24 protein-coding genes and 1 pseudogene are annotated in these 25,091 nt (G+C 36.0%); all 25 read right to left on the reverse strand.

Annotated elements, in window-relative coordinates; all coding sequences use genetic code 11:
- Positions 1–170: 170 nt before the first annotated feature.
- Positions 171–962: an acyltransferase family protein gene (locus tag FYJ79_RS01005; RefSeq protein WP_229771276.1), complete on the reverse strand. Its 792-nt coding sequence runs from the start codon at positions 960–962 to the stop codon at positions 171–173.
- Entirely contained in the window at positions 956–2,494 is a 1,539-nt protein-coding gene (locus FYJ79_RS01010; RefSeq protein ID WP_154514127.1) for a lipopolysaccharide biosynthesis protein, read from the reverse strand. The genes FYJ79_RS01005 and FYJ79_RS01010 overlap by 7 nt, the downstream gene beginning before the upstream one ends.
- Positions 2,495–2,542: 48 nt before the next feature.
- The gene (locus tag FYJ79_RS01015; RefSeq protein ID WP_154514128.1) at positions 2,543–3,670 is read right to left on the reverse strand and encodes an acyltransferase family protein; all 1,128 of its coding nucleotides are present in this window, start codon (positions 3,668–3,670) and stop codon (positions 2,543–2,545) included.
- Between the two features lie 116 nt (positions 3,671–3,786).
- On the reverse strand, positions 3,787–4,983 hold the full coding sequence (locus FYJ79_RS01020; RefSeq protein WP_154514129.1) for a glycosyltransferase family 4 protein: 1,197 nt from the start codon (positions 4,981–4,983) through the stop codon (positions 3,787–3,789).
- 13 nt (positions 4,984–4,996) lie between these two features.
- Positions 4,997–5,884 carry a glycosyltransferase gene (locus tag FYJ79_RS01025; protein WP_195836980.1) on the reverse strand — a complete coding sequence of 296 codons (888 nt, stop codon included), beginning with the start codon at positions 5,882–5,884 and terminating at the stop codon, positions 4,997–4,999.
- A gap of 3 nt (positions 5,885–5,887) precedes the next feature.
- The gene (locus FYJ79_RS12730) at positions 5,888–7,126 is read right to left on the reverse strand and encodes an O-antigen ligase family protein (protein WP_154514131.1); all 1,239 of its coding nucleotides are present in this window, start codon (positions 7,124–7,126) and stop codon (positions 5,888–5,890) included.
- A 5-nt stretch (positions 7,127–7,131) separates the two neighbouring features.
- Positions 7,132–8,340 (reverse strand): glycosyltransferase family 4 protein, encoded by a 1,209-nt coding sequence (locus tag FYJ79_RS01035; RefSeq protein WP_154514132.1) that lies wholly within the window; start codon positions 8,338–8,340, stop codon positions 7,132–7,134.
- An 18-nt stretch (positions 8,341–8,358) separates the two neighbouring features.
- Complete coding sequence (locus tag FYJ79_RS01040) at positions 8,359–9,429, reverse strand: glycosyltransferase family 4 protein (RefSeq protein ID WP_154514133.1); 1,071 nt, start codon at positions 9,427–9,429, stop codon at positions 8,359–8,361.
- Positions 9,430–9,471: 42 nt separating this feature from the next.
- Positions 9,472–9,828: a glycosyltransferase gene (locus FYJ79_RS01045; RefSeq protein WP_326803004.1), complete on the reverse strand. Its 357-nt coding sequence runs from the start codon at positions 9,826–9,828 to the stop codon at positions 9,472–9,474.
- A 226-nt stretch (positions 9,829–10,054) separates the two neighbouring features.
- Complete coding sequence (locus tag FYJ79_RS01050; protein WP_154514135.1) at positions 10,055–10,585, reverse strand: glycosyltransferase; 531 nt, start codon at positions 10,583–10,585, stop codon at positions 10,055–10,057.
- Positions 10,586–10,602: 17 nt separating this feature from the next.
- Positions 10,603–11,718, reverse strand: coding sequence for a glycosyltransferase family 4 protein (locus tag FYJ79_RS01055; RefSeq protein ID WP_154514136.1), 1,116 nt, complete (start codon positions 11,716–11,718; stop codon positions 10,603–10,605).
- Positions 11,719–11,731: 13 nt separating this feature from the next.
- A complete protein-coding gene (locus FYJ79_RS01060) occupies positions 11,732–12,319 on the reverse strand; it encodes a hypothetical protein (RefSeq protein ID WP_154514137.1) in 588 nt (195 codons plus the stop codon).
- A gap of 193 nt (positions 12,320–12,512) precedes the next feature.
- Positions 12,513–12,656: pseudogene (locus FYJ79_RS12785) on the reverse strand (glycosyltransferase); the annotation flags it as partial.
- Between the two features lie 7 nt (positions 12,657–12,663).
- Positions 12,664–12,825: a glycosyltransferase family 2 protein gene (locus FYJ79_RS12790; protein WP_154514138.1), complete on the reverse strand. Its 162-nt coding sequence runs from the start codon at positions 12,823–12,825 to the stop codon at positions 12,664–12,666.
- Between the two features lie 8 nt (positions 12,826–12,833).
- Positions 12,834–13,574: a WecB/TagA/CpsF family glycosyltransferase gene (locus tag FYJ79_RS01075; protein WP_154514139.1), complete on the reverse strand. Its 741-nt coding sequence runs from the start codon at positions 13,572–13,574 to the stop codon at positions 12,834–12,836.
- Between the two features lie 306 nt (positions 13,575–13,880).
- Positions 13,881–14,219 carry a class I mannose-6-phosphate isomerase gene (locus FYJ79_RS12490; protein ID WP_229771277.1) on the reverse strand — a complete coding sequence of 113 codons (339 nt, stop codon included), beginning with the start codon at positions 14,217–14,219 and terminating at the stop codon, positions 13,881–13,883.
- 338 nt (positions 14,220–14,557) lie between these two features.
- Positions 14,558–15,880, reverse strand: a complete 1,323-nt coding sequence (locus tag FYJ79_RS01085) for a sugar phosphate nucleotidyltransferase (RefSeq protein ID WP_154514140.1) — start codon at positions 15,878–15,880, stop codon at positions 14,558–14,560.
- A gap of 35 nt (positions 15,881–15,915) precedes the next feature.
- Positions 15,916–17,589, reverse strand: a complete 1,674-nt coding sequence (locus tag FYJ79_RS01090; protein WP_154514141.1) for a phospho-sugar mutase — start codon at positions 17,587–17,589, stop codon at positions 15,916–15,918.
- Positions 17,590–17,610: 21 nt separating this feature from the next.
- The gene (locus FYJ79_RS01095) at positions 17,611–18,858 is read right to left on the reverse strand and encodes a nucleotide sugar dehydrogenase (protein ID WP_154514142.1); all 1,248 of its coding nucleotides are present in this window, start codon (positions 18,856–18,858) and stop codon (positions 17,611–17,613) included.
- Between the two features lie 124 nt (positions 18,859–18,982).
- A complete protein-coding gene (locus FYJ79_RS01100; RefSeq protein ID WP_154514143.1) occupies positions 18,983–20,455 on the reverse strand; it encodes a sugar transferase in 1,473 nt (490 codons plus the stop codon).
- Between the two features lie 177 nt (positions 20,456–20,632).
- The gene (gene loaP, locus FYJ79_RS01105) at positions 20,633–21,151 is read right to left on the reverse strand and encodes an antiterminator LoaP (RefSeq protein WP_154514144.1); all 519 of its coding nucleotides are present in this window, start codon (positions 21,149–21,151) and stop codon (positions 20,633–20,635) included.
- Between the two features lie 475 nt (positions 21,152–21,626).
- Complete coding sequence (locus FYJ79_RS01110; protein WP_326803007.1) at positions 21,627–22,691, reverse strand: IS3 family transposase; 1,065 nt, start codon at positions 22,689–22,691, stop codon at positions 21,627–21,629.
- A complete protein-coding gene (locus FYJ79_RS01115; RefSeq protein WP_154514146.1) occupies positions 22,652–23,341 on the reverse strand; it encodes a helix-turn-helix domain-containing protein in 690 nt (229 codons plus the stop codon). The genes FYJ79_RS01110 and FYJ79_RS01115 overlap by 40 nt, the downstream gene beginning before the upstream one ends.
- 127 nt (positions 23,342–23,468) lie before the next feature.
- Positions 23,469–23,729 (reverse strand): helix-turn-helix domain-containing protein, encoded by a 261-nt coding sequence (locus tag FYJ79_RS12660; RefSeq protein ID WP_326803009.1) that lies wholly within the window; start codon positions 23,727–23,729, stop codon positions 23,469–23,471.
- A 286-nt stretch (positions 23,730–24,015) separates the two neighbouring features.
- Positions 24,016–25,038, reverse strand: a complete 1,023-nt coding sequence (locus tag FYJ79_RS01125; protein WP_154514148.1) for an acyltransferase family protein — start codon at positions 25,036–25,038, stop codon at positions 24,016–24,018.
- Between the last annotated feature and the right edge of the window lie 53 nt (positions 25,039–25,091).

Here is a 25,091-nt window from a genome sequence, read left to right on the forward strand (position 1 = left end):
TCTCATGGCTTTATACTTATTGAAAATCAATGTAAATACTATAGAAATACCAATACCAATTACCACATACGTAGCTCTGCCATACCCTAGGCTTTTTTCCCAATGATTCAATGGGATATGCATAAACATGATTGGGATGGTTGCTTGCCCGCAAAGTGCAAGGAAACGCTTCAAACTTTAAGCCAGTTGTTTTTTTCCATCCAATAAACCAACCTTACAAATACAAATCCAAATGCACATGGTATCAATAATGCTGATATAAGTTCTTTGTAACACACAGGCTTCATATCGAAATAGTAAAGCCTATTACCATCTCTGTAAATAAACCAGCAAATTAGAGCCAAGACAGCTGCAAGGATCCCTGCTGCTAAATCATATTTTTTTAAATCAGATTTTAGCAGTTCTTTAATCTTACCTTTGTAGTAAAATCCGATGGTTAAATAGATAAGTGCCATTAGGGATACGTCCAAGTTCCACGGAATGCCAGGTGATTGCAGAAAATGAATATTGTCAATAAGATGTGATTCAATTACTGCTATTCCCCCCCCGATTAGAGCAAAGCCCTTTACAGCCGCATCAGGGAATTTTCTTATAAGTGCGAAAAACAAAAACAGAGTGAAGAGGAAACAGGTTATGTACCAGTAAACACCCGTTACTGCTCGGCCACCCCAAATAGCATACATCCAATCGTGTACAGAGAATGTCTTTCGTACAAGAAGCATATCAATCACTAAATATACTACATACAGAATAATCAAATGCTTAATCTTCCCCATCATATATCCAGCTTTTAACAATTTTTCTCGTTTAATGAGAAAACCAGAAATTACAAAGAAGAGTGGCATGTGAAACATAAAAATAATATCGTGAACTATGTCCCTTTGCGCATGCGCAACAACCACTAATATAATTAGAATTCCTTTTTCAATATCAACTGATTGTGATCTAGTACCTTCTACCATTTATCTTTACCTTTTAATTTTGCTTTGATAATTCCCATAAAGTATTTGAACTCATCAGTCCTAGAAAACACTACAATATAGAACAAGTTAATACAAATACATGTAACTGAAACTTTCAGGATAAAGCCAATCCAGCCACTCAAAGTAATCACATAGTTGCAGACCCAAAACATTGTTCCTGCGCTTATTACTGTCAATAGAATATATTCTCCGAACAGAGAAAAATATTTATTCAAACTAACACCGAATTTTTTAAAGAGTAGATACGGCTCATACCAGAAATTTGTTGTGATGTTACTTACAAATGTGCCAAGCAGAACTCCATATATTCCCATCCTCATTGGTCCGACAAAAAGCAACGAAACTGTCAGATTAATTATAGCTTCTGCAATGCACTTCGGTTTCAACTGCTTAAACATGCCGTATGTATCATTGAATGTCAAAAATGTACTTCTGATGAGTCGCATATACAGATTCAAGCAAATAATAAACACAACTTTTTCTTCTAACAGATACGATTCTCCTACCCAGATAGCTATAAATGAATTCACGAGAACAAAAAGCGCCGCACAGGAAAAAGAGACCAACCAAAAATTAACAAACCATATTTTTCTGAAAGTTTTGTACACCTTATCATTGGATTCAAGTGCCACAAGATTTCCAACGCTTCCAGTCAATGCCTCAAAAATCTTTGAGAAAATTGTACGAAGCATCGTCGTAAACAGAGTATAATTTGAATACAAGCCTAGGACAATCGTACTAACAAACTTTGAAATTAATAGATTGTCCGTTGATGTAACAACCGCAGAACTAAGTTTACTGACAAACATCGCCTTAACATTACTGTAGATTACTTGCTTGTCTTCTTTGCATAGCTGTTCATTTTTATACTGTTTCAAGTACGAATAATGTCGATCAACATAAACAGAAATAATAATATTATTCGCCAGCGTACACGCAATTTGAATCAAGAGATAGATGATAAAATTGTGAGTCGTCAGCAAAAATATAATTTGAAGCAGATTCTGCAATGTAGTCGTACATATATACACCAATGAAGCAATGTAACTTTTTTGATCAGTAATCAAAATACTCTTCTTATAAATAAAGAAGTAACTTGCTGTTGTATTTAATAGATAAAGAATATAAATTATCGGTATTTCTGGCATGTCAGGAATATCCGAAATCAGATATTTCAAGAATGGAGTCAATGCAAGACCAATTATGGTGATAATAACACCAATTGTGTTATAAACTTTCTTGTAGAGATTAAGCAAAGCTGCCACTTGTTTATGATCACCTTTAGCTTGTGGTTTGTACATAGAATACAGAATTGCAGTGCCAACACCCAGTTCCGCCAGCGATAGAAGCGTTAAAATATCGCTGAAAAGACCACTAAATCCTAAATAAGTTTTTCCCAGTGAGTATATAAATACTGTTCTACATAGAAAAGACATTACAGTAAATATTCCCTGCTCAACCAGTGCTACTATTGTATTCCTTATTGATTTTTTAGTTCTTGAATTATTCATTGTTTAATCTAATGATTTACAAAATAGAAACCATCTTTTTCCCTCCTATTAAATTTTAGAATCATAATGCTTGGAATGATTTGCGAACAGAGCAGTTCGAATGTAATTAAATATTCCAGTAATAGCGCAACACAAAAATAATGTCCACACCCAAATTAGCACACTAATTCGTGGAAAATATGCTAACCATTGTAATTTTCTAAGAGGCGTAAAAAAAATACTATGTAAGAACCATATGTCAGTGCTATCTTTTCCTAATTGTGTCAAGCTATATATAATATTTTCTTTTTTCTTTTGATGGTTATCCAACATTTTAAACAAATCATCTAAAAAAGAAAGAACACATGATACAAATACAGGCACATATATAACTTCCGCATTGATTCCAAACATGAATGGTATCTTGTATTGAAGAATAAAAATGAGTATTCCCAACACGCCATAGTGTTTAAAGTACCGTTTATTAAATAGGTCATAATCGTACTCTTTCAACCAATATCCAACTGCAACAATTGGGCTATATTTTGCATAATCGTCTACACCTGCAATTATAATACTAACTGGAAATCGTAATACATAAAAATCCTGGAGCATTTTCATTGCAATATGCAAACCACCCATAATAATGCAAAAAGCAATGATTTTGCCCTTTGTCTGTATATTTCGCATTCTATTAAGAAGCGGACATGTAATCAGCATAGTCAATAAATAAAAAAAGACATACCAAGCATGACTGACATTTATATACCCCACCACCGTATTATAATTAAATACTTTTGTTCCTAAGCCTATAAGATTAAAGGAAAACTGTGATAAAGTAGGTAGCGGTTCTGAGATTAAAAAACCAACCATCACAAATCCAAAACAATATAGCCAATACTTCTTAAGTAGTCGTTCGATTTTATAAATACGATAAGAAAAATCATACTTATAATGATGACAACTGGCGAACCACCCCGTTATAAAAGCAAATATACCAACACATATTTTGCAAAAAATAGCAATTGTTGTTTCTGCTTTTTTATATCCTATTATTGACACCCAACTATTAGACGCAATAACAAAATTTCCAAATGCAAAGAGATGATGAAATACCATGAACATAATGGCAACAGCTTTCAAATACAGTACTGCATGATCTTCCGATAAATACTTATAAGTTTCTTGCTTAATCATATCTCACTCTCAACTTCTTTTTTTCATAACAACTACCAATATTAATCGCATTACATTCATATGTCATTTTTCTTCATATAGTTTATATCGATTAGAATAGTTGTCAGTAATTTTTATTATTCAGTAGGTTTAATATCGAGAACAAGTAATTTGAAATTTCTTAAATAAGATTCATCTGAAAAGGATTCTGAACGTTTCAAGGCTGCAGAACTCATTTTCTTTACTATATCTTTATTATTCATTAATTTATCTAAACAATCTGCAAGTTTTTGTGATAGCATGTTATCTCTATTAAGAATTACCGAACAACTCTCATCAACAATTTCAGGAATACCTCCTGAATCCGTTGTTATAACTGGAACGCCATATCTCAAACATTCAATCACGGTTAGCGGACAAGGATCTTCCCAAAGAGATGGCATTACGCCGACATCAGCAGCAGTATAATAATTCGAGATTTCTTCATACGGAACATATCCGGTAAAATGTATATGTTCTCCATACATTCTTGACATCTCTCTCAATTTTTTCAGATACTCATCTTCCACATTCTTCCCGTACAATTGACTTCCAAGAAATAAAATTGAACATTTATCTTTATTCCGCATTTTAGAATATGCTTCCAATAATACATGTGCACCTTTATCTGGTATAAGACGCCCTGTAAATATCACAAGATTTTCATTTTGTGATGTTTTATATTTGTTCCTGATTAGTTCTACTTTTCTTTTATCTGGTTTTCTGATGGACACACCATTATGTAACGTGACTACATTGGCTTTTTTTGAAACAGATAGTACTTGTCTTCCAATATAATCACTCACACAGATTATCTTATCAAGTGACTGAATAATAGAGATAGCATTTCTACTATTAAGGTTAATATAATCATTATGCAAATGACAATAAATTTTTTTGGATAAAAACTTCTTTCTAATTTTAATAGCAAATTGTGGACAATTCTCAAGTAGAATAATATCACAATTTTTAAGTTCATCATTAGCATCTATGCATTTGATAACATTGTCAATATATATCTTCTCTCTAATAAGTACTGCTGCTCTGCTCACTTTACTAATATTAAGTTCTTGAATCTTTTCAAGAAAAGTTGTGTTTTTAATATAATGGAATGTAGTCATCCTGTATTCAGAAGCTTGCATTTCAGCTTCATAATCATAAAAACTAAAAACATGAACTGTATTTTCATTTGTCTTCTCATTGTCATCTAAAAAAAACTTTATCAGATTTTGAACAGCACCGCCCTTCACTGGTGGCATAGGCAGCATAATTGATGTAATAATAACTATATTCATAATTCTTTCCTTTTTAATTCTTTAAGTCATTCTCTGTGAGTTTAAAATAGGAAAACGTATTTTTTATATATTGATCATTTCTATTTTCACCTACATTTGAATAATTCAATGCAACTCGTTCTGATCCCCAGATTCCAACGACGTATTTCGTTTTAGAAGAGGGAATTGCCCGTACTTTTTTCCTCGCTTTAATCTCTACAGCTTTTAACCATACATCATCAGCAAATAAACAAAGCTGAATAATTTTATCTTTATCGAAAGCATAATCTGGAAGTATTTCAGGCGGATACAATACACCACCTACGCCTGTCGCCATCAAGTAATGGCTAGAATTTTGTATATCTTTTGTTTCATAATCCCATTCTTTATAAGGAAGCAACTTTCCATTTTTAAATTTCATTTTATGAGCTCTTGTACATATAATCTCTTCTTTTTCCCTTTCATGTGCCTCTAATAAGTCTCCAATTAAATTAGACCTATAGAAAACATCGTCATCTACTGTTATCACAATATCTTTTGGATATTGCTGCATAGCGTAAAAATACTTCTTGTGTGGCTTTAAATCTTCACAAAAAACAATTTGAATTCCATATTGCTTTAAATTCAAAACCTTTTTAGGAATTTCAACTCCTTCAAATTGTTTTTTACTTAAATACAATATTATTTTGTCTGGTTTCTTCTTTTGACAAAGCAAGCTTCGTAAACACATATAAATTGTGCTCATTCTATCAGGAAAGCTGGTTAATGAAACAATAATATGTTTTTGTCTTTCTTCATCCACATTTAAGCCATAACTTGGTGGGAAGAGAAACTTTATTCGAAATGCAATGTTAAGAATAGTCTTGCAAAATATATTATACCATATAAGACAATGTCTTTTTACCTTATTAATTAAAGGCATATATCAATAAACCCTCCTCCTAGTATTTCTATTATTAAGTCCTAACAACGTCCACATAAATGTATTAATAGCATAAGTATGAATTACCTGTGATGTCATTATCATCGTTGAAACGACCATCATTAAAAGTAATATAGCCACAAGCGCATAAAATTTGTCTCCTGACCTTTTTAATTGTATTATATCTCTGTATACTGCCCTAAATATAAGCATAAAATACAAAAATCCAAATATCCAACCACCCTTATACATTACAACAGCAAATGCATTATCAACATTATACGTTGCAGTATCTAAAGCATATGTCATAGAAGGATTAATATTATACATCGTTTCCCCAAACCCTGTTCCCACAGGGTTCTGTTTAATACGATTCCAGTAAAATATCCATGTAATCATTCTGCTTTCAGTCGTTTCTGTATTGCTAGTAATATCCATATTGAGTAATCTTTGAGCAAGATTACTATCTCCCTTAAGAAAAATCATCGAACCAATTATCCCAATAACTACTACGATAAAAACCTTGAGAACTATTGCCGATGATATTTTTTTCCAGAATGGAATAAGAAGTAAAATGCATCCAACAGCACATAAAATAATATGCGTTCGACTTTGTGCCAGGAGCGAACTAATAATTGCCAACACAATATGATAAATTAATATCTTTGTGTTTATTGTTTTTTCATATAAAAAATCATACACCCCATATAGAACAGTAACAACGATAAGAGAAACATACCCCCCACCAAATCTTCCTCCACCAAATGTCGATACACCCCAGAAACTAAATCCAGATGTTGCATACATCAGAATATTTATTGTTAAGCATATTGTCATAGCATAAAATGTTATTTTAAAAAACCATCGCAAATCTACACTTTCGAATATCCTACTATTAATAATACTAAAAATGGCGTAGGACAGGAAATACATAGAAAAGTCGCCAATAACAGCATTTATATTTCCCGGATGGTTTTCAATACCATGTATTAATGCTACAATCAAAGTGATTCCAAATAAATAAACTAAAAAGCTATTTTTTTCTATGCTAATTTTATGACTTTTTATAGCAGCAGCAATTGCATAAATAAGCATTCCTCCAAGCAACACATGAAAAATAGAAACCATACCTGTTATAGAAACGTATGAAATCAATTTATTCGATGCATGTAATGGCAATGCAATCATAACAAAATATATTATCCAAAACAGTTTATTAAAATTTATTCTATTTATTTTCACTTTTTTTACCCTTTATAAATTATCTCAAATTCATCAATCTGATGTTCTATAGTATATTTTTCCAACTGATTAACACCATTCTCCGCTTGCTGGATAATTCGCTTTTTATCTTCAATATAATACGTCATTCGATCCTTAAATTGTTCAAGATTTCTTGCTTCAACAACAAAACCCGTTTGTCCATCCTCGACTAACTCTGGTAATGCTCCCATATTGCTACAAATCACAGGCATTGCATTTTTATAGGCATCAAGCACAACACGCCCAAAAGGTTCTTCCCACAATGAAGGGCAAAGCAAAACATCTGCTCTTTGAAGAAGCTGTGAAACCTGCTGTTCATTCAAGAAACCAACAAATTCAATTCGATTGTCTATTTTTGTTTCATCTATGACATAGTCCTGCAAATCACCTTTTCCTGCGATATACAGCTTACATGTTTTATTTTCTATAGCCTTAAACGAATCTATCATCCAGCGGATACCTTTTTGCTCACTTAATGTGCCAAGATATACAAACGAAACACCTTTCCGTTTGTCAACTTCAGCCACCCGAACCGATAAGATTTTCTTTACTAAATCAATGTCGAAATCCGTTGCATTTGCGATAACTTTCTTTTCACTATTTTTGAAAAAGCCATCATCAACCAACACATTTAGCGTTAATGCAGAAGGAGCCGTTACACAATCAACATACTTGGAATGTATTCTATTCAAATTTCTATGTAACTGACAACCATATCCAGGATGCACGCATTTTTCTCCATTTGTCTTTTTGCACGACATCGCAACAAGAGGGCACATTAGGTAGTAATCACGGATCGTATGAACCAAGCGAATTTTTTTTTGTTTAGCAATTTTCCACACAACAGGCGTAATACCGTACAAATTATTCGTATTGATTACATCAGGAGCAAACCGATCAATTTCTTGAGATAAACGCTTCCAGTTTCCAATATTCCATATGTCCAGAATATGTCCCAAAAGTCTTCGCCACCGTGGCACATCATGAATGTTCTTCTTTTTGTGTGCACCATACGGTCTAAAACGAACAATCTCAACACCATCAATTGTTTCTTCTTTGTCAAAATCTCCCGTGCATAAAACTCGAACTGTGTGTCCTCTGCTCTGTAATCCTTCTGCAAGTTTTTTCACACTGTATTCTGCTCCACCACGAATATCTGGAGCATAGAAAGAATTTATAATCAATACTCTCAAAGCGAATTCCTCCTTTACTCATCTGCCAATCAATTTGAGCATTTCTTTTGCTGATTTCTTCCATGAATGCTTTTCCAAAATGTACTTGGCATCTCCGACCGACTTTTTCATAAGCTGGTTCAAATCGACATCGCTATTATTAGGATCAATATAGATAGCTGAATCCTCATATATTTCTGGCAAACAGCTTGCCTTTGATACAATTACTTTTTTACCCATGCTTAAAGCTTCAATCGGTGGAATTCCAAACCCTTCATAAAGCGACGGCTGTATCAATGCCTCACAATTAAGCATTAACGCTTTCATTTCTCCGTCAGATACAAAGCCGGTAAATATAACATTATCTACTTTTTTCCGATTTAATTCCTCAGACTCATTTGAAAAAGAATCATTCCCCGTCAAAACAAAATTGTATTCAGGATTCTTTTTCGCAGCATTCAAAATCCATATCAGGTTTTTGTGTTTATATTTTGAACCCAGTGCAAAGAAATACGGTTTCTTATCATCAATTTTACATTTTTCAAACACTCGCTCATCTGGAGTAATGTCCTTCATGTGTTCCCAACCGTTACCAATTACAGTTATTCTGTTAGATGCAACATTATAATATTTAACAATTTCCTTCTTAGACTCATTACTGACCGTTATTATTTGAACCTTCTCTTGCTTTGTAACCATTTTTACTTTCCACATATATAGTGCTCGATGAAGTTCGTGCCCTTTATAGTTTTCTGGAAAGCTTTCATATATGCAATCATGGATAGCAATATATTTTATCCCATGCACCGGAATGCTCAGCGTTAAATCAACGCCAACCCCTTTAGTTTCTTTTACATAATGCGGAAAAACCACTTGCTCCCAAAAGTATTTTTTAACTTTTCCATTACATTGGCCTTTCTTCACTATCGTGATATTGTTAAAACTTAAATCACTCTCAACAGCATCAGCTGGAACAAGTAACTCGACACAATACTTATCCTTAGAGTCCTCAAGCAATTTATCCAACTCTTTTATTATGTTATAAGCATATCTACTGACTCCAACAACATTTGTTCCTACCCAGCATCCGTTAAAAATAATTCTCTTCATTGATAATTCTCCTTAAACATGTAATTAAGGAGAGATTTGTTTTTAATATTGCTCTAACACTGTTTGTGTTTCATGAGCGCACTTTTCCCAACTGAATTGTGCTGCCCAGTTTTCTCCATCCACCGTTAATTTCTTTTTATCGGCATCTGACAGATTAAAGCACTGCACCATTCTATCCGCCAATTGCGATACCTCATCTGTTTTTTGTATATAAAAAGCAGCTTTTCCGCCAACTTCTTTTAGAGAGGAATTGTCCGCAATAATAACTATGCCACCACAAGACATTGCTTCTACTACCGGGATTCCAACCCCCTCATAGTTAGATGGGTATACAAATGCACATGCATTGTGCATTAGATATTTCTTTTCTTCTTCTGAAATATATCCTGGCAGGCGAATTTAATCTTTATATTTATTTTGTTCTATCGATTCGATAATAGGCTGCGTTCTCCAGCTTAATTTTCCTGCTAAAATAAGCGATACATTTTTATCTAACCTGTCACAAGCTATTTCAAACGCCTTTAAAATCATAACAATGTTTTTTCTTGACTCAATATTACCAGTATACGCAAAGAATGGTACGGCTTCTATTTCAAATCTCTTCTTAATTTTTTTGCATTCTTCATCAGAGAGAGTTATATACTCGCCGTACCCCCCCATTTAGAATTGCCGTATTTCTACTTGCATCAATTGATAATAATGAAACAATATCCTTTTTCGTAGCTTCTGAAACTACAATTATTTCATCTGCATGCTTACAAGAAAATCGGCAGAATATATTTTGCATAATGGCATTTTTTCTGCTTCCCCATTTCGGATTAATTATTAATGCCAAATCATGAACAGTTAAAACTTTTTTTACACCATGCGCAAAAAGGGGCAGCATATGCTCTGTACCCCAAAATTTGTCTATTTTATCCGCCTTTAATGCTTTATCTAAACCAAAGCATATGGTGAACGTTCCAATTTTTCCATGAACTACACGTTTTTCGAATCCAGTCAGCACAGGATCTTGATTTCTGATTGGCTCGTTCGTATAGAGAATATATGTAGTATTTTCATTTCTTTCAAAATTTCGTAGTATATCGAGCAGATAGATACCAATTCCAGAAGGGGACTCTGAAATCAAAGGTCTTGCATCTATGCCAATTCGCATTTAATCACCCCCATACATCACCTAAACAACGTGTCTCTTAACTTCAATGCTTCATTTTTCCAATTAAATAGTTGTGCTTGTTCTACCCCAACCTTTTTCGTCAGCTCCACCTTTTCCTTTGGAAGATTCATGACGGTTACAATTTGTTTCTTCAAATCTTTCAAATTTCGATTTTCAAAGTAATAAGGCGCATCACCTAAAACCTCCGGTAGTGAAGCTGCATCAGAGGAAATTACCGGAATTCCCATAGACATTGCTTCGATTGGAGGTACTCCAAATCCCTCATATACTGAAGGAAATACGAAGACCTGTGCATTCCTATACACATACGGCAATAAGTCTTCAACCACAAACCCAGTGAAATGAATTCGATCAACAATTTCTTTATCCAGATTTGAAAGCAAATCATCCATCAACCAGCCTTTTCTTCCAGCTAGAACTAGGTTTGTATTAATTATCTTTTCTTTAGTAAGTTCACTAAATGCCTCTACCAAAAGTTTCATATTCTTTCTCGGCTCTAAAGTCGAGAGACAGAGAATATACCCCTTTGGAAGTCTGTAGGCCTCTTTTGCCTTCATATCTTGTTCTCTATTATAGGAAAAGTTCGCAAAGCAATCAGATAAACCATCATAAATAACTGCAATCTCGTCTGGATTTTTTTTCAAAATCTTTGAAATTCTGTCTTTAGAGAATTGTGATACTGTAACGACTTTCTTGTGCCCAAACGCCACTTTTCTGTACATGAGTTTAAAATAGAGAGTCATGTACCTCTTATTTTTACTTGGACAATCCCAACACCCAACATCGTGAATTGCACTTATTGCATTTCTGTTAAAAAAGAAAAATGGTGCTGGAAAAGCCGGAAAAAAATAGTAATCAGCTTTTACAGTTGCTAGTTTTAATGGCAACTGCAACTGATTAAAAATCAGTTTGTTCTTTCCTCTAACAATAATTCTTTTTACATTATTCCGCTCTTCAGAAAAATCTTTATGCACCTCATTTTTGAAAACGAGTATATATTCAATATCACTTCTGCTCTGATTCGAAATTAATTCTTTTGTAATACTAAGTGCAAATCGCTCAATTCCAGAAAAGTTATCTGCAAGAGAAGTCAAATCTATTAATACTTTCATCTCTGCCCCTTTCTCAGCTGATTTTAAATCCCATTTTACAAAACAGGATAAGCATCAATTCTGTAATAGCAATCCAGTTTATTTTTAATAAAAACACCGGAATTGCCTTAATGCTTTTTGATTCAATAATATCTTTTATTTTTAAGCGGTTCCATTGATTTTCAACTAATGAATTCAAATGGTAACTTTTTAAAGCCTTACATTTACCAGCAAATGATAATTTTTTATCCTTCGCTAGAGCATAGCCAATTTGAACGGAGGAAAGTATGTATTCCCCACCCCACAATTCATATGCATCAATACCCTTCTGTTTCAGCTCATCGCACAACTCATTCTTTGCCTGAATAAGTTGCAACTTTCCTGAAATCATTCGATTAACATCAAGATTATATGTTTCTATCGCAGACCCGTCATTGTTGTGAAGATAATACAGTGACTCATCTATCATGTAAATCACATCAGCTACTGCCAGATATTTGTTAGTAAAAATCGTATCTTCACCAACACGCAAATCTTTTCGGAAAAAGATATTCTCCTTTCTGATTATCTTAAGTGAATACATCATGCGCCACGGACCATTTAATTCCTTTCCTTGACGCATTCCTCGCTTACCTGAAAGATATTCTTTTAAGTCTGCTATCGATGTTCCAAAGGAGTTAGGTAGTACCTGCTACAAAATTTCCGTTTTATTATATTGACATTAAAATAGGAAAACTGATGTTCAGCTATGTTTCCATTTCTACGAACTGATGCATAGTTATAGCAAACAGTGTCGGTATCAGATTTTACTTTTGCTACACATTTTCAACGATTTGTGTATTAAAAGTATCATCACAATCGAAAAAGAAACAGAAAGTCACTTTTGCTTTTTTTAATGCATCATTTCTTGCACTGCTGACACCCTCATTCACCTTTTTATCTATGAATTCTATTCGGCTATCTTTCTCAGCATATTTTTTTTACTATTTCTGATGTTTTATCTTTACTTCCGTCGTTAACAACAATTATCTGTAAATTTTTGTACCCAATCGCATTTACCTGCTCAGAATAGCGCATCAAGTACTTTTCACCATTATAAATGGGAGTAATTATCGTTACTAAATACATATATTCACCTATTTTCTATACTTAATCGCTAGTCCGAGAATCTTTCGATCATCTACCAAGTAGCGTTTTGCCATTCTCTTTGGATCTTGTGTAATTCTAAAAAGCCACTCTAATCCATGATTTGACATCCATCGTGGAGCTCTCTTAATATTTCCTGCTTCAAAGTCAAAACTAGCTCCCAATCCAAGAGAAATCGGTACTCCAAGTTCTTTACAATGGTGGTACATAAACTTTTCCTGTTTCGGGCAACCTAATCCCACAATCAAAATATGCGGAGCGGCCTCTTTTATCATGGATTTAATTTTATTCATCTCATCCTGATTTTTTTCAAAACCAAATGGAGGAGAGTATGTACCGACAACCTTTAATCCTTTAAATTTATTTGCAAGGTTTTCTGCTGCTTTTGCAGCTACCCCTTCAGCCGCACCTAAAAAGAACATCTTATATCTCTTTTTCGCAGCCATATCACACAAGAGTGGGAACAAATCCGATCCTGAAATTTTCTCTTTAATTGGTGTTCCATACCATTTAGCAATCCACAATAGTGGTTTACCATCCGTTAGAACCAATGACGCATTTTCATAAACCGCCTGTAATTCTTTACTTGTTTCAAGCTGTACAATATGATCCACATTGGGAGTTACCACATATGCACTTTTATCCTCTTTAATCAGTCGATCAATAGCCTGCAATGTTTCCTGCATTGTCAGATTATCAATCTCTGTATTCATAAATTTCATTCTTGTCATTTTTCCACCCTCACTACAAGCTTGTTAACACTTACCTTAAGCAGTTCAGTATCCCTAATAACTAAATTTTGCTTCAATCTATCAGGCAAAAAAGTGTTTCTCCTTCGCTGAATCGCAGTGGCTTCTGCTCCACATCCATCATCTACACTTCACCATATCCATCAAGGCTCATTAACACCTGAAAAAAAGCATCATTAACAAAGAATGCAAAACCTTTCCTTATTTGTATTCTTGTTATTTCAAAATATTTGCAAAGCCAGAGCAATTCACGAGAAAGCCTAAATAGTACTTCAACATCCTCGTTTTCTAACTCACATCCGATGCAACCTTCATTTTCATAACTTTCACTGCTCTATCAAAATGCAGTTCACGTTTTTTAACGATCTTATCCACCCGGTCATAGTCGTAGACACGATAAGTCACATTAGAACTTTCCTGAATTTCAGCTACCAAGATGTCCTTCCCAATTCCGTGTACTGTACTAGCCGAAGCCAAATAAGTATAACCCTTGTGGACTGAAATCTTTTGCAGATGCTTATCCAGTATTCCATTTTCAAATGCTTTACGAATAATTTCTTCCGTCACCTCATGCTGGAAACCATAAATCAGACTGGCTCCTTCATTAGCGTTGATGACATACAACATCTCGTTCTTACCATTGTCACCTTCGTGTTCTCTCGCATACTCATTAGAAGGATGAACTTGTACTGAGAGATCTTACTTGGCATCGATGAATTTCACCAGCACAGATAACTCATCGTTTCTACTTTTGTACCAAGATATCCCGGTTGACCTTACAGCACTTCAGCCATTTTTTTCTTTTTATGTACCATTTGTCACATAACTTGGTCCGTCCGGATTAACCGAACACTCCCAAATTTCTGCTAATGATGTTAGATTAATCTTTTTACCATATTCTTTCCCGAAGTCGATTACCACCTCATAAAAATTCTTTACCCGTCGGAATCATTTTCATAATTCCATTACACTGTCTTATGTTTCATCGGAAATTTAATCTTATCTGCAACGCTGATTTCTTCACCAAGCTGAACTTCAATCATATCCAGTGCCGTAATAGCTTTGACTGTGTGCTTACAACCTGGTGCGATGGTGATTACATCACCAATGCACAATACCTGTTCAATGCCATCAACGATTGCCTTACCCTTACCGGAAACGACCGTCCATACTTCCTCACGGCAGTTATGCATGTGATACGTCATGTGTTCGCCAGCCCTCATAGAAACCTTGACCGTCATAGATCCCGGCTGTACATCAATAACTGTATAAGTACCCCAAGACTTTTCAGCATACATTGCCTCTGTCTCAATTTTTTCCACATAAGGCTTCATGTAACCGCTACGTTCTTTATCAGCGATTAAGATACCATCACCACTGGCAGCGACAATCATATCCTTGCATCCCATACAGAGAATCGGGATATTCAGTTCGTTCACAGCATTGGTGTTCTCGCAGTATTCGTCCAAGATAACTTTACCCTTAGTCTTATCTGCCATGACTTCAGCCATCATATTCCAGGTACCAACATCCTTCCAGTCACCGCTGTAACGCAAAACCTGAATACTAGGTTCCTCCTCAACTACCGCATAGTCGAAACTAATCTTGGTTAGACTATCATATTTATTAAACAGATCGTGATAATCCTCGAAGTCAATCATGCTGTGCGCTTTATCCAACAGATAACCCAGTTTGAACGCAAAGATACCAGCATTCCACAGTGCACTCTGAGCCAAATACTTCTTGGCAGTATCAACATCCGGCTTTTCCTTGAACTCCCTCACCTTGCTGACATTTTCGCCGCTTTCGGGGATAATATAGCCGTACTTCTCACTGGGATAAGTCGGTTCAATGCCCATCAAAGTAAGATTTGCTCTACCCTGTTCCGCAAGCTCCTGCAAAGTCTTGACAGCTTCGTAATAGGTATTATCCACATACGGATCCACAGGACAAACAACTACTGCTTCATCCTCAGCAACGCCTAGCTCATCGTGCAAGTATGCTGTAGCCAGTGCGATGGCTGGAAATGTGTCGCGACGGCAAGGCTCTACACAAATAGACGCCTTCTCACCTAGCTGGTTCTTGATGGCACTTGCCTGTGATTTACTTGTAGCAATAGTGATCTTTGCGCCAACATCTACCGCAGTAATCTGGCGATAGACACGCTGCACCATAGACTCATACTCGTCATCATTTTTAAACAACTTGATAAACTGCTTGCTGCGAACATCATTAGAAAGAGGCCAAAGACGTTTACCTGAACCACCAGAAAGTAAAATAATATTCATTTGTATTTCTCCTCATATAACCTTCTATATTTTCTTTACATCAAGTATTCTTCAGCACTCTTGCGTATCTCAGCTTCCACCTTCTCAGCAGCTTTTTTGTTCTCTGCGCTGACAGAAATATAAGTCTTGAGTTTCGGCTCTGTACCGGAAGGGCGCACCACGATGGAGCTGTTATCTTCCAGCAAGAATTTCAGCACATCTGACTTCGGCAAACCATCCAGACCAGGTGCATAATCCAGCAGTTTTACGACTTTCTTTCCGCCAAACTCTTTGATGTCAGCACGGAATGCCTGCATGATGTTCTGCATCTTTGCAAAGCCCGCACTACCGTCAAATTCATAGCTGTGGAGGGTATTCAAGCAGTAGCCATAAGTTTTATACAGCTCATCCAGCTTATCTAGTAGGCTGATACCCTTGGTAGCGTAGTAGCTGAACATCTCACAAATCATGTAAGCGCCGTCCACACCGTCTTTATCACGGACATACGAGCCAGTCAAATAACCATAGCTTTCCTCAAAGCCGAACACATAGCTGTCTACCTTGTCCTGCTTTTCCAACTTGCCAATCTGCTCACCGATAAACTTGAACCCAGTCAGCACATTGATGGTACGCAGGCCATAATGGTTAGCAATCTGCTCACCCATATCCATGGTGACAATCGTCTTGACCATGACCGGGTCAGCGGGCATCCTGTCGTGCTTCACACGCTGGCTGCAGATATAATCCAACAACAGCATGCCTGTCTGGTTGCCGGTCAGCAGTTCATACTCCCCTGCTTTATTCTTGACGGCGATGCCCACACGGTCGCAGTCAGGGTCAGTTGCCAGCAGCAGGTCAGCATTGCACTTTTTGGCATACTCCATACCCAATGCCATCGCCTCTTTGATTTCCGGGTTAGGATACGGGCAGGTCGGGAAGTAGCCATCCGGCTGCTCCTGTTCCTTGACCACCGTGATATTGGTGTACCCCATCTCCTTCAGAGTGCGGGTCACGGGCTTCAGTCCTGTGCCGTTCAGCGGGCTATACACAATGGCTACGTCTTTATTGACCGCTTCACCAAACAGAACAGACTGATTCTTAACCTCATTCACAAATGCGGTATAGACTTCATCTGAAATGTACTGGATGCTACCATTAGCACGATCAGTTTCAAAATTGCTATGCTTTACATCAGCAAAAATATCTAACTTTTCAATTTCCGCAAGGATTTCGGCAGCAGCTTCCGTCGTAATTTGGCAACCGTCAGCACCGTAGACCTTGTAGCCGTTATACTTGCTGGGATTATGGGAAGCCGTCACCATGACACCTGCAGACGTGTGCAGATAGCGGGTTGCAAAAGACACGGTAGGAACAGGCATTAGAACAGGCCAAATGTTGACCTTGACACCGTTGGCTACGAACACATCCGCTGCCACCTTTGCAAATACATCACTCTTGATGCGGCTATCATAACCAATGGCCACAGACGGCTCTTCAAAGTTCTTTTTCAAATAATTGGCCAGACCCTGAGAAGCCTTTGCCACGGTGTAGACATTCATTCGGTTCGTGCCTGCACCAATCACACCGCGCAGGCCACCGGTTCCAAAGGCAAGATCACGGTAGAAAGCGTCCTCAATTTTTGCATCATCCAACATTTTCAGTTCAGCCGCAACATCTGCATCTGCTGTTGCATTTTCCAACCAACGATTATATTCTTTTTTAATGTCCATCTTCTACTTCCTTTCTATCTCTTAATCTCTCTGGAAAATATCTCTGGTGTAAACTTTCTCTTTCACATCATCAAGATCTTTACTATACCGATTTGCAATAATTGCATTGCTCATTTTCTTGAACTTAGCTAGATCATTAACCACTACTGATCCAAAGAAAGTATCACCATTTTTCAAAGTCGGCTCATAAATCACAACCGTAGCACCCTTTGCCTTGATACGCTTCATGACACCCTGGATGGAGCTCTGACGAAAGTTATCGCTGTTGCTCTTCATGGTCAAACGATACACACCAATAGTAACTGCCTTTTCCTTGTCCTCATCAAACTCATTTTCTGCATCGTAGGCGTAGTAGCCTGCCAGCTTTAAAACGCGGTCAGCAATGAAGTCTTTTCTTGTTCTGTTACTCTCAACAATAGCTTCAATTAAATTCTCCGGTACATCGGCATAATTTGCTAGCAGCTGTTTAGTGTCCTTAGGGAGGCAATACCCGCCATATCCAAAGCTGGGATTGTTGTAGTGGCTACCAATACGAGGATCAAGGCAAACACCGTTAATAATCTGCTCAGTATTCAGTCCTTTACTCTCAGCATAGGTATCGAGTTCATTGAAGTAAGCCACACGCAATGCCAGATATGTATTAGCAAACAGTTTAACTGCTTCTGCCTCGGTGAAGCCCATAAACAGTGTGTCGATGTTTTCCTTAATCGCACCTTCCTGCAACAGGCCAGCAAACTCATGAGCGGCCTCCACCAAATGCTCATCATTGAGATCAGTACCAACGATGATACGCGAAGGATACAGATTATCATAAAGTGCCTTGGATTCACGCAGGAACTCCGGACTGAAGATAATGTTCTTACTATTGAATTTCTCACGCACAGATGCCGTGTAACCCACAGGGATGGTGGACTTGATAACCATAATGGCATCCGGGTTATATTCCATAACCAGTTTGATCACAGCTTCGACTGCAGATGTGTCAAAGTGCTGGGTGTGGCTATCATAGTTCGTAGGGGCCGCTATCACAACAAAGTCCGCATCAGAGTATGCAGCCTTTGCATCCAGCGTTGCAGTCAGATTCAATTCTTTCTCTGTAAGATATTTCTCTATATAATCATCCTGGATAGGAGACTTGTGATTGTTAATCAGTTCAACCTTCTCCGGTACAATATCAACTGCAGTTACCTGATGATGCTGACTCAGCAAAGTTGCAATCGACAGACCAACGTAACCAGTGCCAGCAACAGCGATTTTGTAATTTTTCATAATATTTACTCCTCCGGTCTTCTTCGGACCTAAATTCCTCAAAAAGGTGCTTTTATCTATGTACACATCCCAAGGATGGTATTTTTTGTTAATCGTATTCTTTTCCCCCCTCAATTTACCTCTTCTAACTAGCACCCTCATGTGCTAATACTGATGTAAATGTCTTTACAATAATATGTAAATCTTCTGATATAGTCCAGTTATCAATATATTCACTATCTAGCTTTACAACTTCCTCAAAGTCAGTGATATTTGATCTACCTGATACTTGCCATAATCCTGTAATACCCGGTCTTATAGCCATTCTTTTTCTATGATGAGGTGAATATTTATTCCACTCATCAATAGTAGGTGGTCTTGTACCCACTAATGACATATCTCCCTTAAGGACATTAAAGAACTGAGGGAATTCATCTAGTGATGTCTTTCTAATGAAGTTCCCAATGCCTTTTGGATTACCATTTTTATCTTTCTTTTCTGAACCAATAATACGTGGATCATCTTCCATTTTAAACATCATGCCATCAGTAATCTTATTCTGTTTCATTAGCTCTTTCTTACGTTCTTCAGCATCCATATACATACTTCTGAACTTATACATAGTAAATAATTTACCATTCTTACCAACTCTCTTTTGTGAGAAGATGATTGGTCCTGGTGATTTTATGTATATCATTGGCCCAATAATAAGAATAAGTATGCCTGTAGCTATACAACCTACAATACCACCAACAATATCAATAGCTCTCTTTATAATCTTCTGTCCGATTGGAATAGTTCTATATGTATTTGATGATACGATATAATTACCTAACTTCTGAATATATTCATTATGGTGTGTATCGACTCTACTAATGATAGTATGTGTTGTTATTCCCATCACATCAAATAGATCTCTTAAATGAATACTCTTATTACGATCATGAATAGCGACCAATGCTGAATCTACCCAGTTATGTGAAGCATATTTAATCATATCATCTTCATTACCAAGAACCTTGACTCCACTCACTTCTTGAATACTTCCATCATAGTCACTCAAGAATATAGCTGAAACAAAGTAACCTACATATTTTTTAGTAACCAAGTTCCTCATGACACGTTTTACATTAGAAGATGATGTATAAACAATCATAGCTCTTCTTGCACCATAATGCTTTATTTTCTTTCTTAAATATGTTTTTTGTATTTGTCTTGCGAAATACTCTAAGATGAAATATATACTCCAAGTCATTAATACAACTGATCTTGAAGAGTCATCTCCTAACTGTAAGAAAAAAATTATGACAATGTTCACCATTGCCATTTTAATTGTATGTTTGAATGTTTTAATGAATTCTACATATTTAGAATTCTTTAAAACATTCTTATAGGGATCACCAAATGTAATAGAAGCAACTAAACAAACCGTTAGAAATATAACTTCATTCTTGTATATAGGTAGATTAAAAGCATATCCCAGTCCGCCATAACTACTTGAATAATATCTAATTAAATTTGCGAGTACATGTGAGAGTTGTAATACAATGAAATCAGCTAAGATAAAATCATAATGTTTTATCCAACTCTTTTTTCTCTTTAATTCCATTTCATCCATGACAGTCACCTACTTCCATAGACGACATAAGAACTACACGCATATCCCAATATCCTCCCTTATCTTCATGCATTTGGATAGGCTTCGCCTATCCGCTTTAAAAGCAGACATTCAAAGCCTAACCATGCATTTCTTTTAACGCGACAAAGCGACGATTAAAAGTACAACACTTTTGTCTCAATTCTTACTGATAATTTCAAGACCAACTTTGACACTTGTAATATCCTCAAAACCATCTATATCTAGATAAGCTATACGTTTATGTCTATCAATCTTTTTAATTGATCCTTCATATCCCATAAGAGGACCATCAGTAATAATAATATTGTCTCCTTCAATATATCCAGTGGACATGTTAACGACATGTCCTTCTTGATCATATTTATGAAGATACTGTACTTCTTTAGAATATATTGGGAATATTTCTCCTTTATATTCTCCCAACATCTTTGTAAGATCAGGAATCTTTTTAAGTTCTTGAAACAAATCTTCTACTTGATCTGTTATGACAAATACATAACCAGGAAATAACACACGTTTTTCATTATGCCATTTACCTTGATATTTCTTTGCCATCATGACTCTTGGTATGAAGATATCTTTGTAGGTTTGATGATTCACTTTCTTCTCACACCATTCTACAAACTTATCTTCTTTCCCACTTCTTACCTGTACGGCATACCAATTACTGTACATCCTATCACATCCTCAAAGAAAAAAAGAAGTACATGTAAGACACACATACTTCTTTATTGTACACGTATCTTACGACACGTGAAAACGCATAAAATATTCACATATTACTTTCTTATCCCAAATATTTTATATATTCCCACGCAACACTCTTCACTTGTTTTCATCCCAAATTAACAAGTTAAAACAAAGAGAAATTAATGGATACTGTGTTTTCTTTTTAACCTCTCTTGCCATTGTAGGTTATCACATAAAGCATTTGAAATCAAGAAATTATCTTGAATATATGACTTGAAAATGATTTTCAGTTAAACAATGGATTTTCTAAATATATACATATATCGTTTTAGTATCGGATGTTTTACACTTTATTTCCAATTACATTCTACAATAAGGTCTGATATGACCCCTGTCAAGTAGACAGAGAAAATATCCAAAATAACTACCAAGCAAGGTCAATTAGATTTGGCCTTGTTTTTTATTGTTGTGCTTGCGCCTGGTGTTTTGCTTTGCTCTTCTCAATCCTATCCCAGAATCGTTCTATTTTTCTGTTTGGTGCGATTGGATACTGTTCCGGTGTATCTGCAGTCAGTGCTTCCTGTCTTACCTGGTACGCAGTCTTCCCATGAAAACGTTTCTGTGGATATCTGTAGATATAGTATTCATATGTCCGGTATATGATCTCTGCAGCTTCCTCATACGTATGCGCTTTGCCAAACAGAACCTTGGCCATATCCTTGATGAACCCCTGAAAGGATTCTACTGGCCCGTTATCGATACAGTGGCCAACCCGTGACATGGATTGTGTCAGTCCGTCATTCTCAAGCATCCTGGAAAATATCTTGCGTGTGTACTGAAATCCTCTGTCGCTGTGCAGGAGCGGAGTGGCGCCTTGATTCAAGGTGATGGCCATGAAGTATGTATCATGGACAAGTTTGGTATCGTTTCTTCTGCTGACGACAACGCCAACCGGATATCGATCATACAGGTCAAGGATCGTGCTGATATATAATTTATCACCAGCATATTTCAGTTCGGTTATGTCGGTGCCCCATTTCAGATTCGGTGCTTCGGCATTGAAATCCCGGTCCAGTACGTTATCCTTCGTTTCCTGTGGAGTTGATTTCCTGTAAGTGGAATGACGCCGGTCAATGCGGAAATGAGATTCTATGCCATTGATGGCCATGATGCGATAGATACGTTTGCGATTATACTTCACATCGCTGTTATTATTGAGCGCATAGGTCATCTTCTGATAGCCAAACAGGCTGTTGTTTTCATCGGCAATGGCCTGTATGAGGGGAAGTATCCTTGCATCTTCTATGTCCACTCTGGATGGCTTGCGATGGATCCATTTATAATAGGATGCCCTGGATATGCCAGCCAGCTGACACAGATACTGTATGGAACATTGTTCGTCACTGCTCGTCTCCTGAACTGATTGACAGATCTGTATCTTCACCCTATGACGCAATGCTGGCTGGGCAATCTTCGGCGTATTCTCTATCGCCCCCTCCCTAATTCGTTGAGTTTTTTTAAGAATATGACCTCTATTTCTTTTCGTCTCAGTTCTTCCTTCAGTCGTCTGATTTTTCTCTCCAGCTTTTCATTATCAGTAAGGTCTTCCTCTGCCTTGCGATGTCCGCGGTTGTCATTCAGGCCATCTGTTCCCTGCCTGTCATATTTGCGTACCCATGAATAGACCTGGGAATAGCTGCAGCCATATTTTGCGGCTGTTTCTTTATAATTGCGACCATGATTGATGCAGTACTGAACGATCTCCATTCTTTCTTCTTTCGTTGTTTTCTTTCTTTCTGCCATATAGACCTCCTGATGGGGACAATAATCCCTCTGCTCTATATGGTTATTATACCTTTTGATCCATTGATCGATGACTGTTTTACTAGGAATATTGTATTTTGTTGCCAGTTCGTACGGTGACAGCCCATTCTGTACATAATCCTGAACGACCATATCTTTGAATTCCTTTGAGTAAGATGAATTTCTTTCTTTAGGCTTGAGAGCTTCTTGCCCATTGGCTTTATAGAGACTCGCCCATTGACGTATTCTGTTGTCACCATATTTCCCCATACCTAATTCAAAGGCAATAGCAGCTGCTGATTTCTTTCCTGATAGATAATCCTGTGCAGCTTTCAGTTTCTGTTCAAATGTATATTTTGCTTTTCGTCCCATAATAAAACCCCCCTAAAAGCAGGGCAGTACATTTTGTGTATTTGTACTGTCTACCTATAGGGGATCGTATCAGTCCCTGATCTTTTTTTTATATTTCTATTGTCTGTCTTAATATATCGTTTTCTAGCTAAAGATCTCTTATCTTAGCTGCCAATTCAATATTATTATCGGAACCCTTATCAACATCTTCATTAACTATCAAAGCTCCTCTTGGCAAATCTTTCTTTTTATTCATTATCGCTGCTGCACCTCCAGATAAATACAGCTTTCTCCAACTATAAATACTCGTCCTTGAATATCCGTATTCTTCTGATATTGATTTTATGTCTTCTCTTTCTTTAAAGCAACGGTGAAGTATTTCAAGTTTTGTTTCCAGCGATGGATGAATCTATGGTCTGGTGAATTAGTAAAACTATATTCCTTGTGTTTCTTTTCAATATTTCGATTTTAATCCAAGTATACATATTCTGCCTGCTTGGATATCCAAGATTATGTATTACCTTAGCAATCGATCCTGTCTCATCATACAATTGGAGTGCTTTCTTTTTTCTTCCTCAGTAAATGACATTTTTATCACTCCCCCATTATTGCGGGTCCAAGAATCTATCCGCACCCCTATATTTCAAGGAAAAACTAGAAAATATAAAAATTACTATTAAGATACAGTTATATCATCAACGTTTTATTTTATTAATATTTAAATCTATGCAATAGTAAATAAAAACACCATATAATGTTGCAATTATGCTAGTAATAAGGAAATTAATAACAATTGCGTGACCACCTCGTATATACATTGCTATTACTTGCTGCGTTGGAAATCCAATTAAATACATGCCATATGAATAATTTCCTAGTGAAGCTAATTTAGAATGAATTTGAGGCAAGCAAAAAGAAATATAAAGAATTATATATGGTAAACAAATTACGTTTGCTAAATGACCCTTTTTTAAAATAAATAGAATAATGAATATCATTGTGAACATGTATAAATATTTTTGATTAATCTTTATTTTATCTTTATAAATATACATTGCGCTTGCAATAAAGAATAAATATACTGGCTCAATAAAATTTCTAAGCACTATAAATATGGGTATGTTAACCATGAATATTCCAACATAACTAATGAAAAGTAGTGTTATAAGAACTCTTGTATATCGTTCTAACAATCTTGTTTTATAAAGAATAAGTAAAAGAATATAACAAGCGAATTCAACTGGTAATGTCCACAATGCTCCATTGACAACAGACTTATAAATATTGTTTTCGAAAACACCTGGTAAATTATGTACAGGAATAAGCAACATATTTAATAAATATAACCATGTTTGTCTATTTTTGAAATATGAAATAATACTTAAATTAGAGGCAAAAAAACCAAGTATTAATATAGACAATAAAACTGTTACAATGAGTGGTGGAAATATACGCTTTATTCTTGCTATTAAGTATTGTTTTGTTGATTTATGTTTTATAATGCTCTTAGTCACAAGATAACCACTGCTGATAAAAAATACACCAACTGCTATACTACCAAAGCTCATTGAACCATGGGTATATTGAGAGATAAAATCTGTATTTTGCTTACCCATAGAAAGTGGAAAAGCATGGCATAAAATGACAAGTAAAGCTGCGATAAATTTCAAAAAGCTTAGATTATTTGATCTTTTATTTGTATATTCTCCTAAATACATTATTGTAAGCTCCCTCTTTAATATTGACTTTCCGAAAAATAACCATTACAAAG

It is taken from the genome of Sharpea porci, from assembly GCF_009695655.1.
Classification (GTDB): Bacteria; Bacillota_I; Bacilli_A; order Erysipelotrichales; family Coprobacillaceae; genus Sharpea; species Sharpea porci.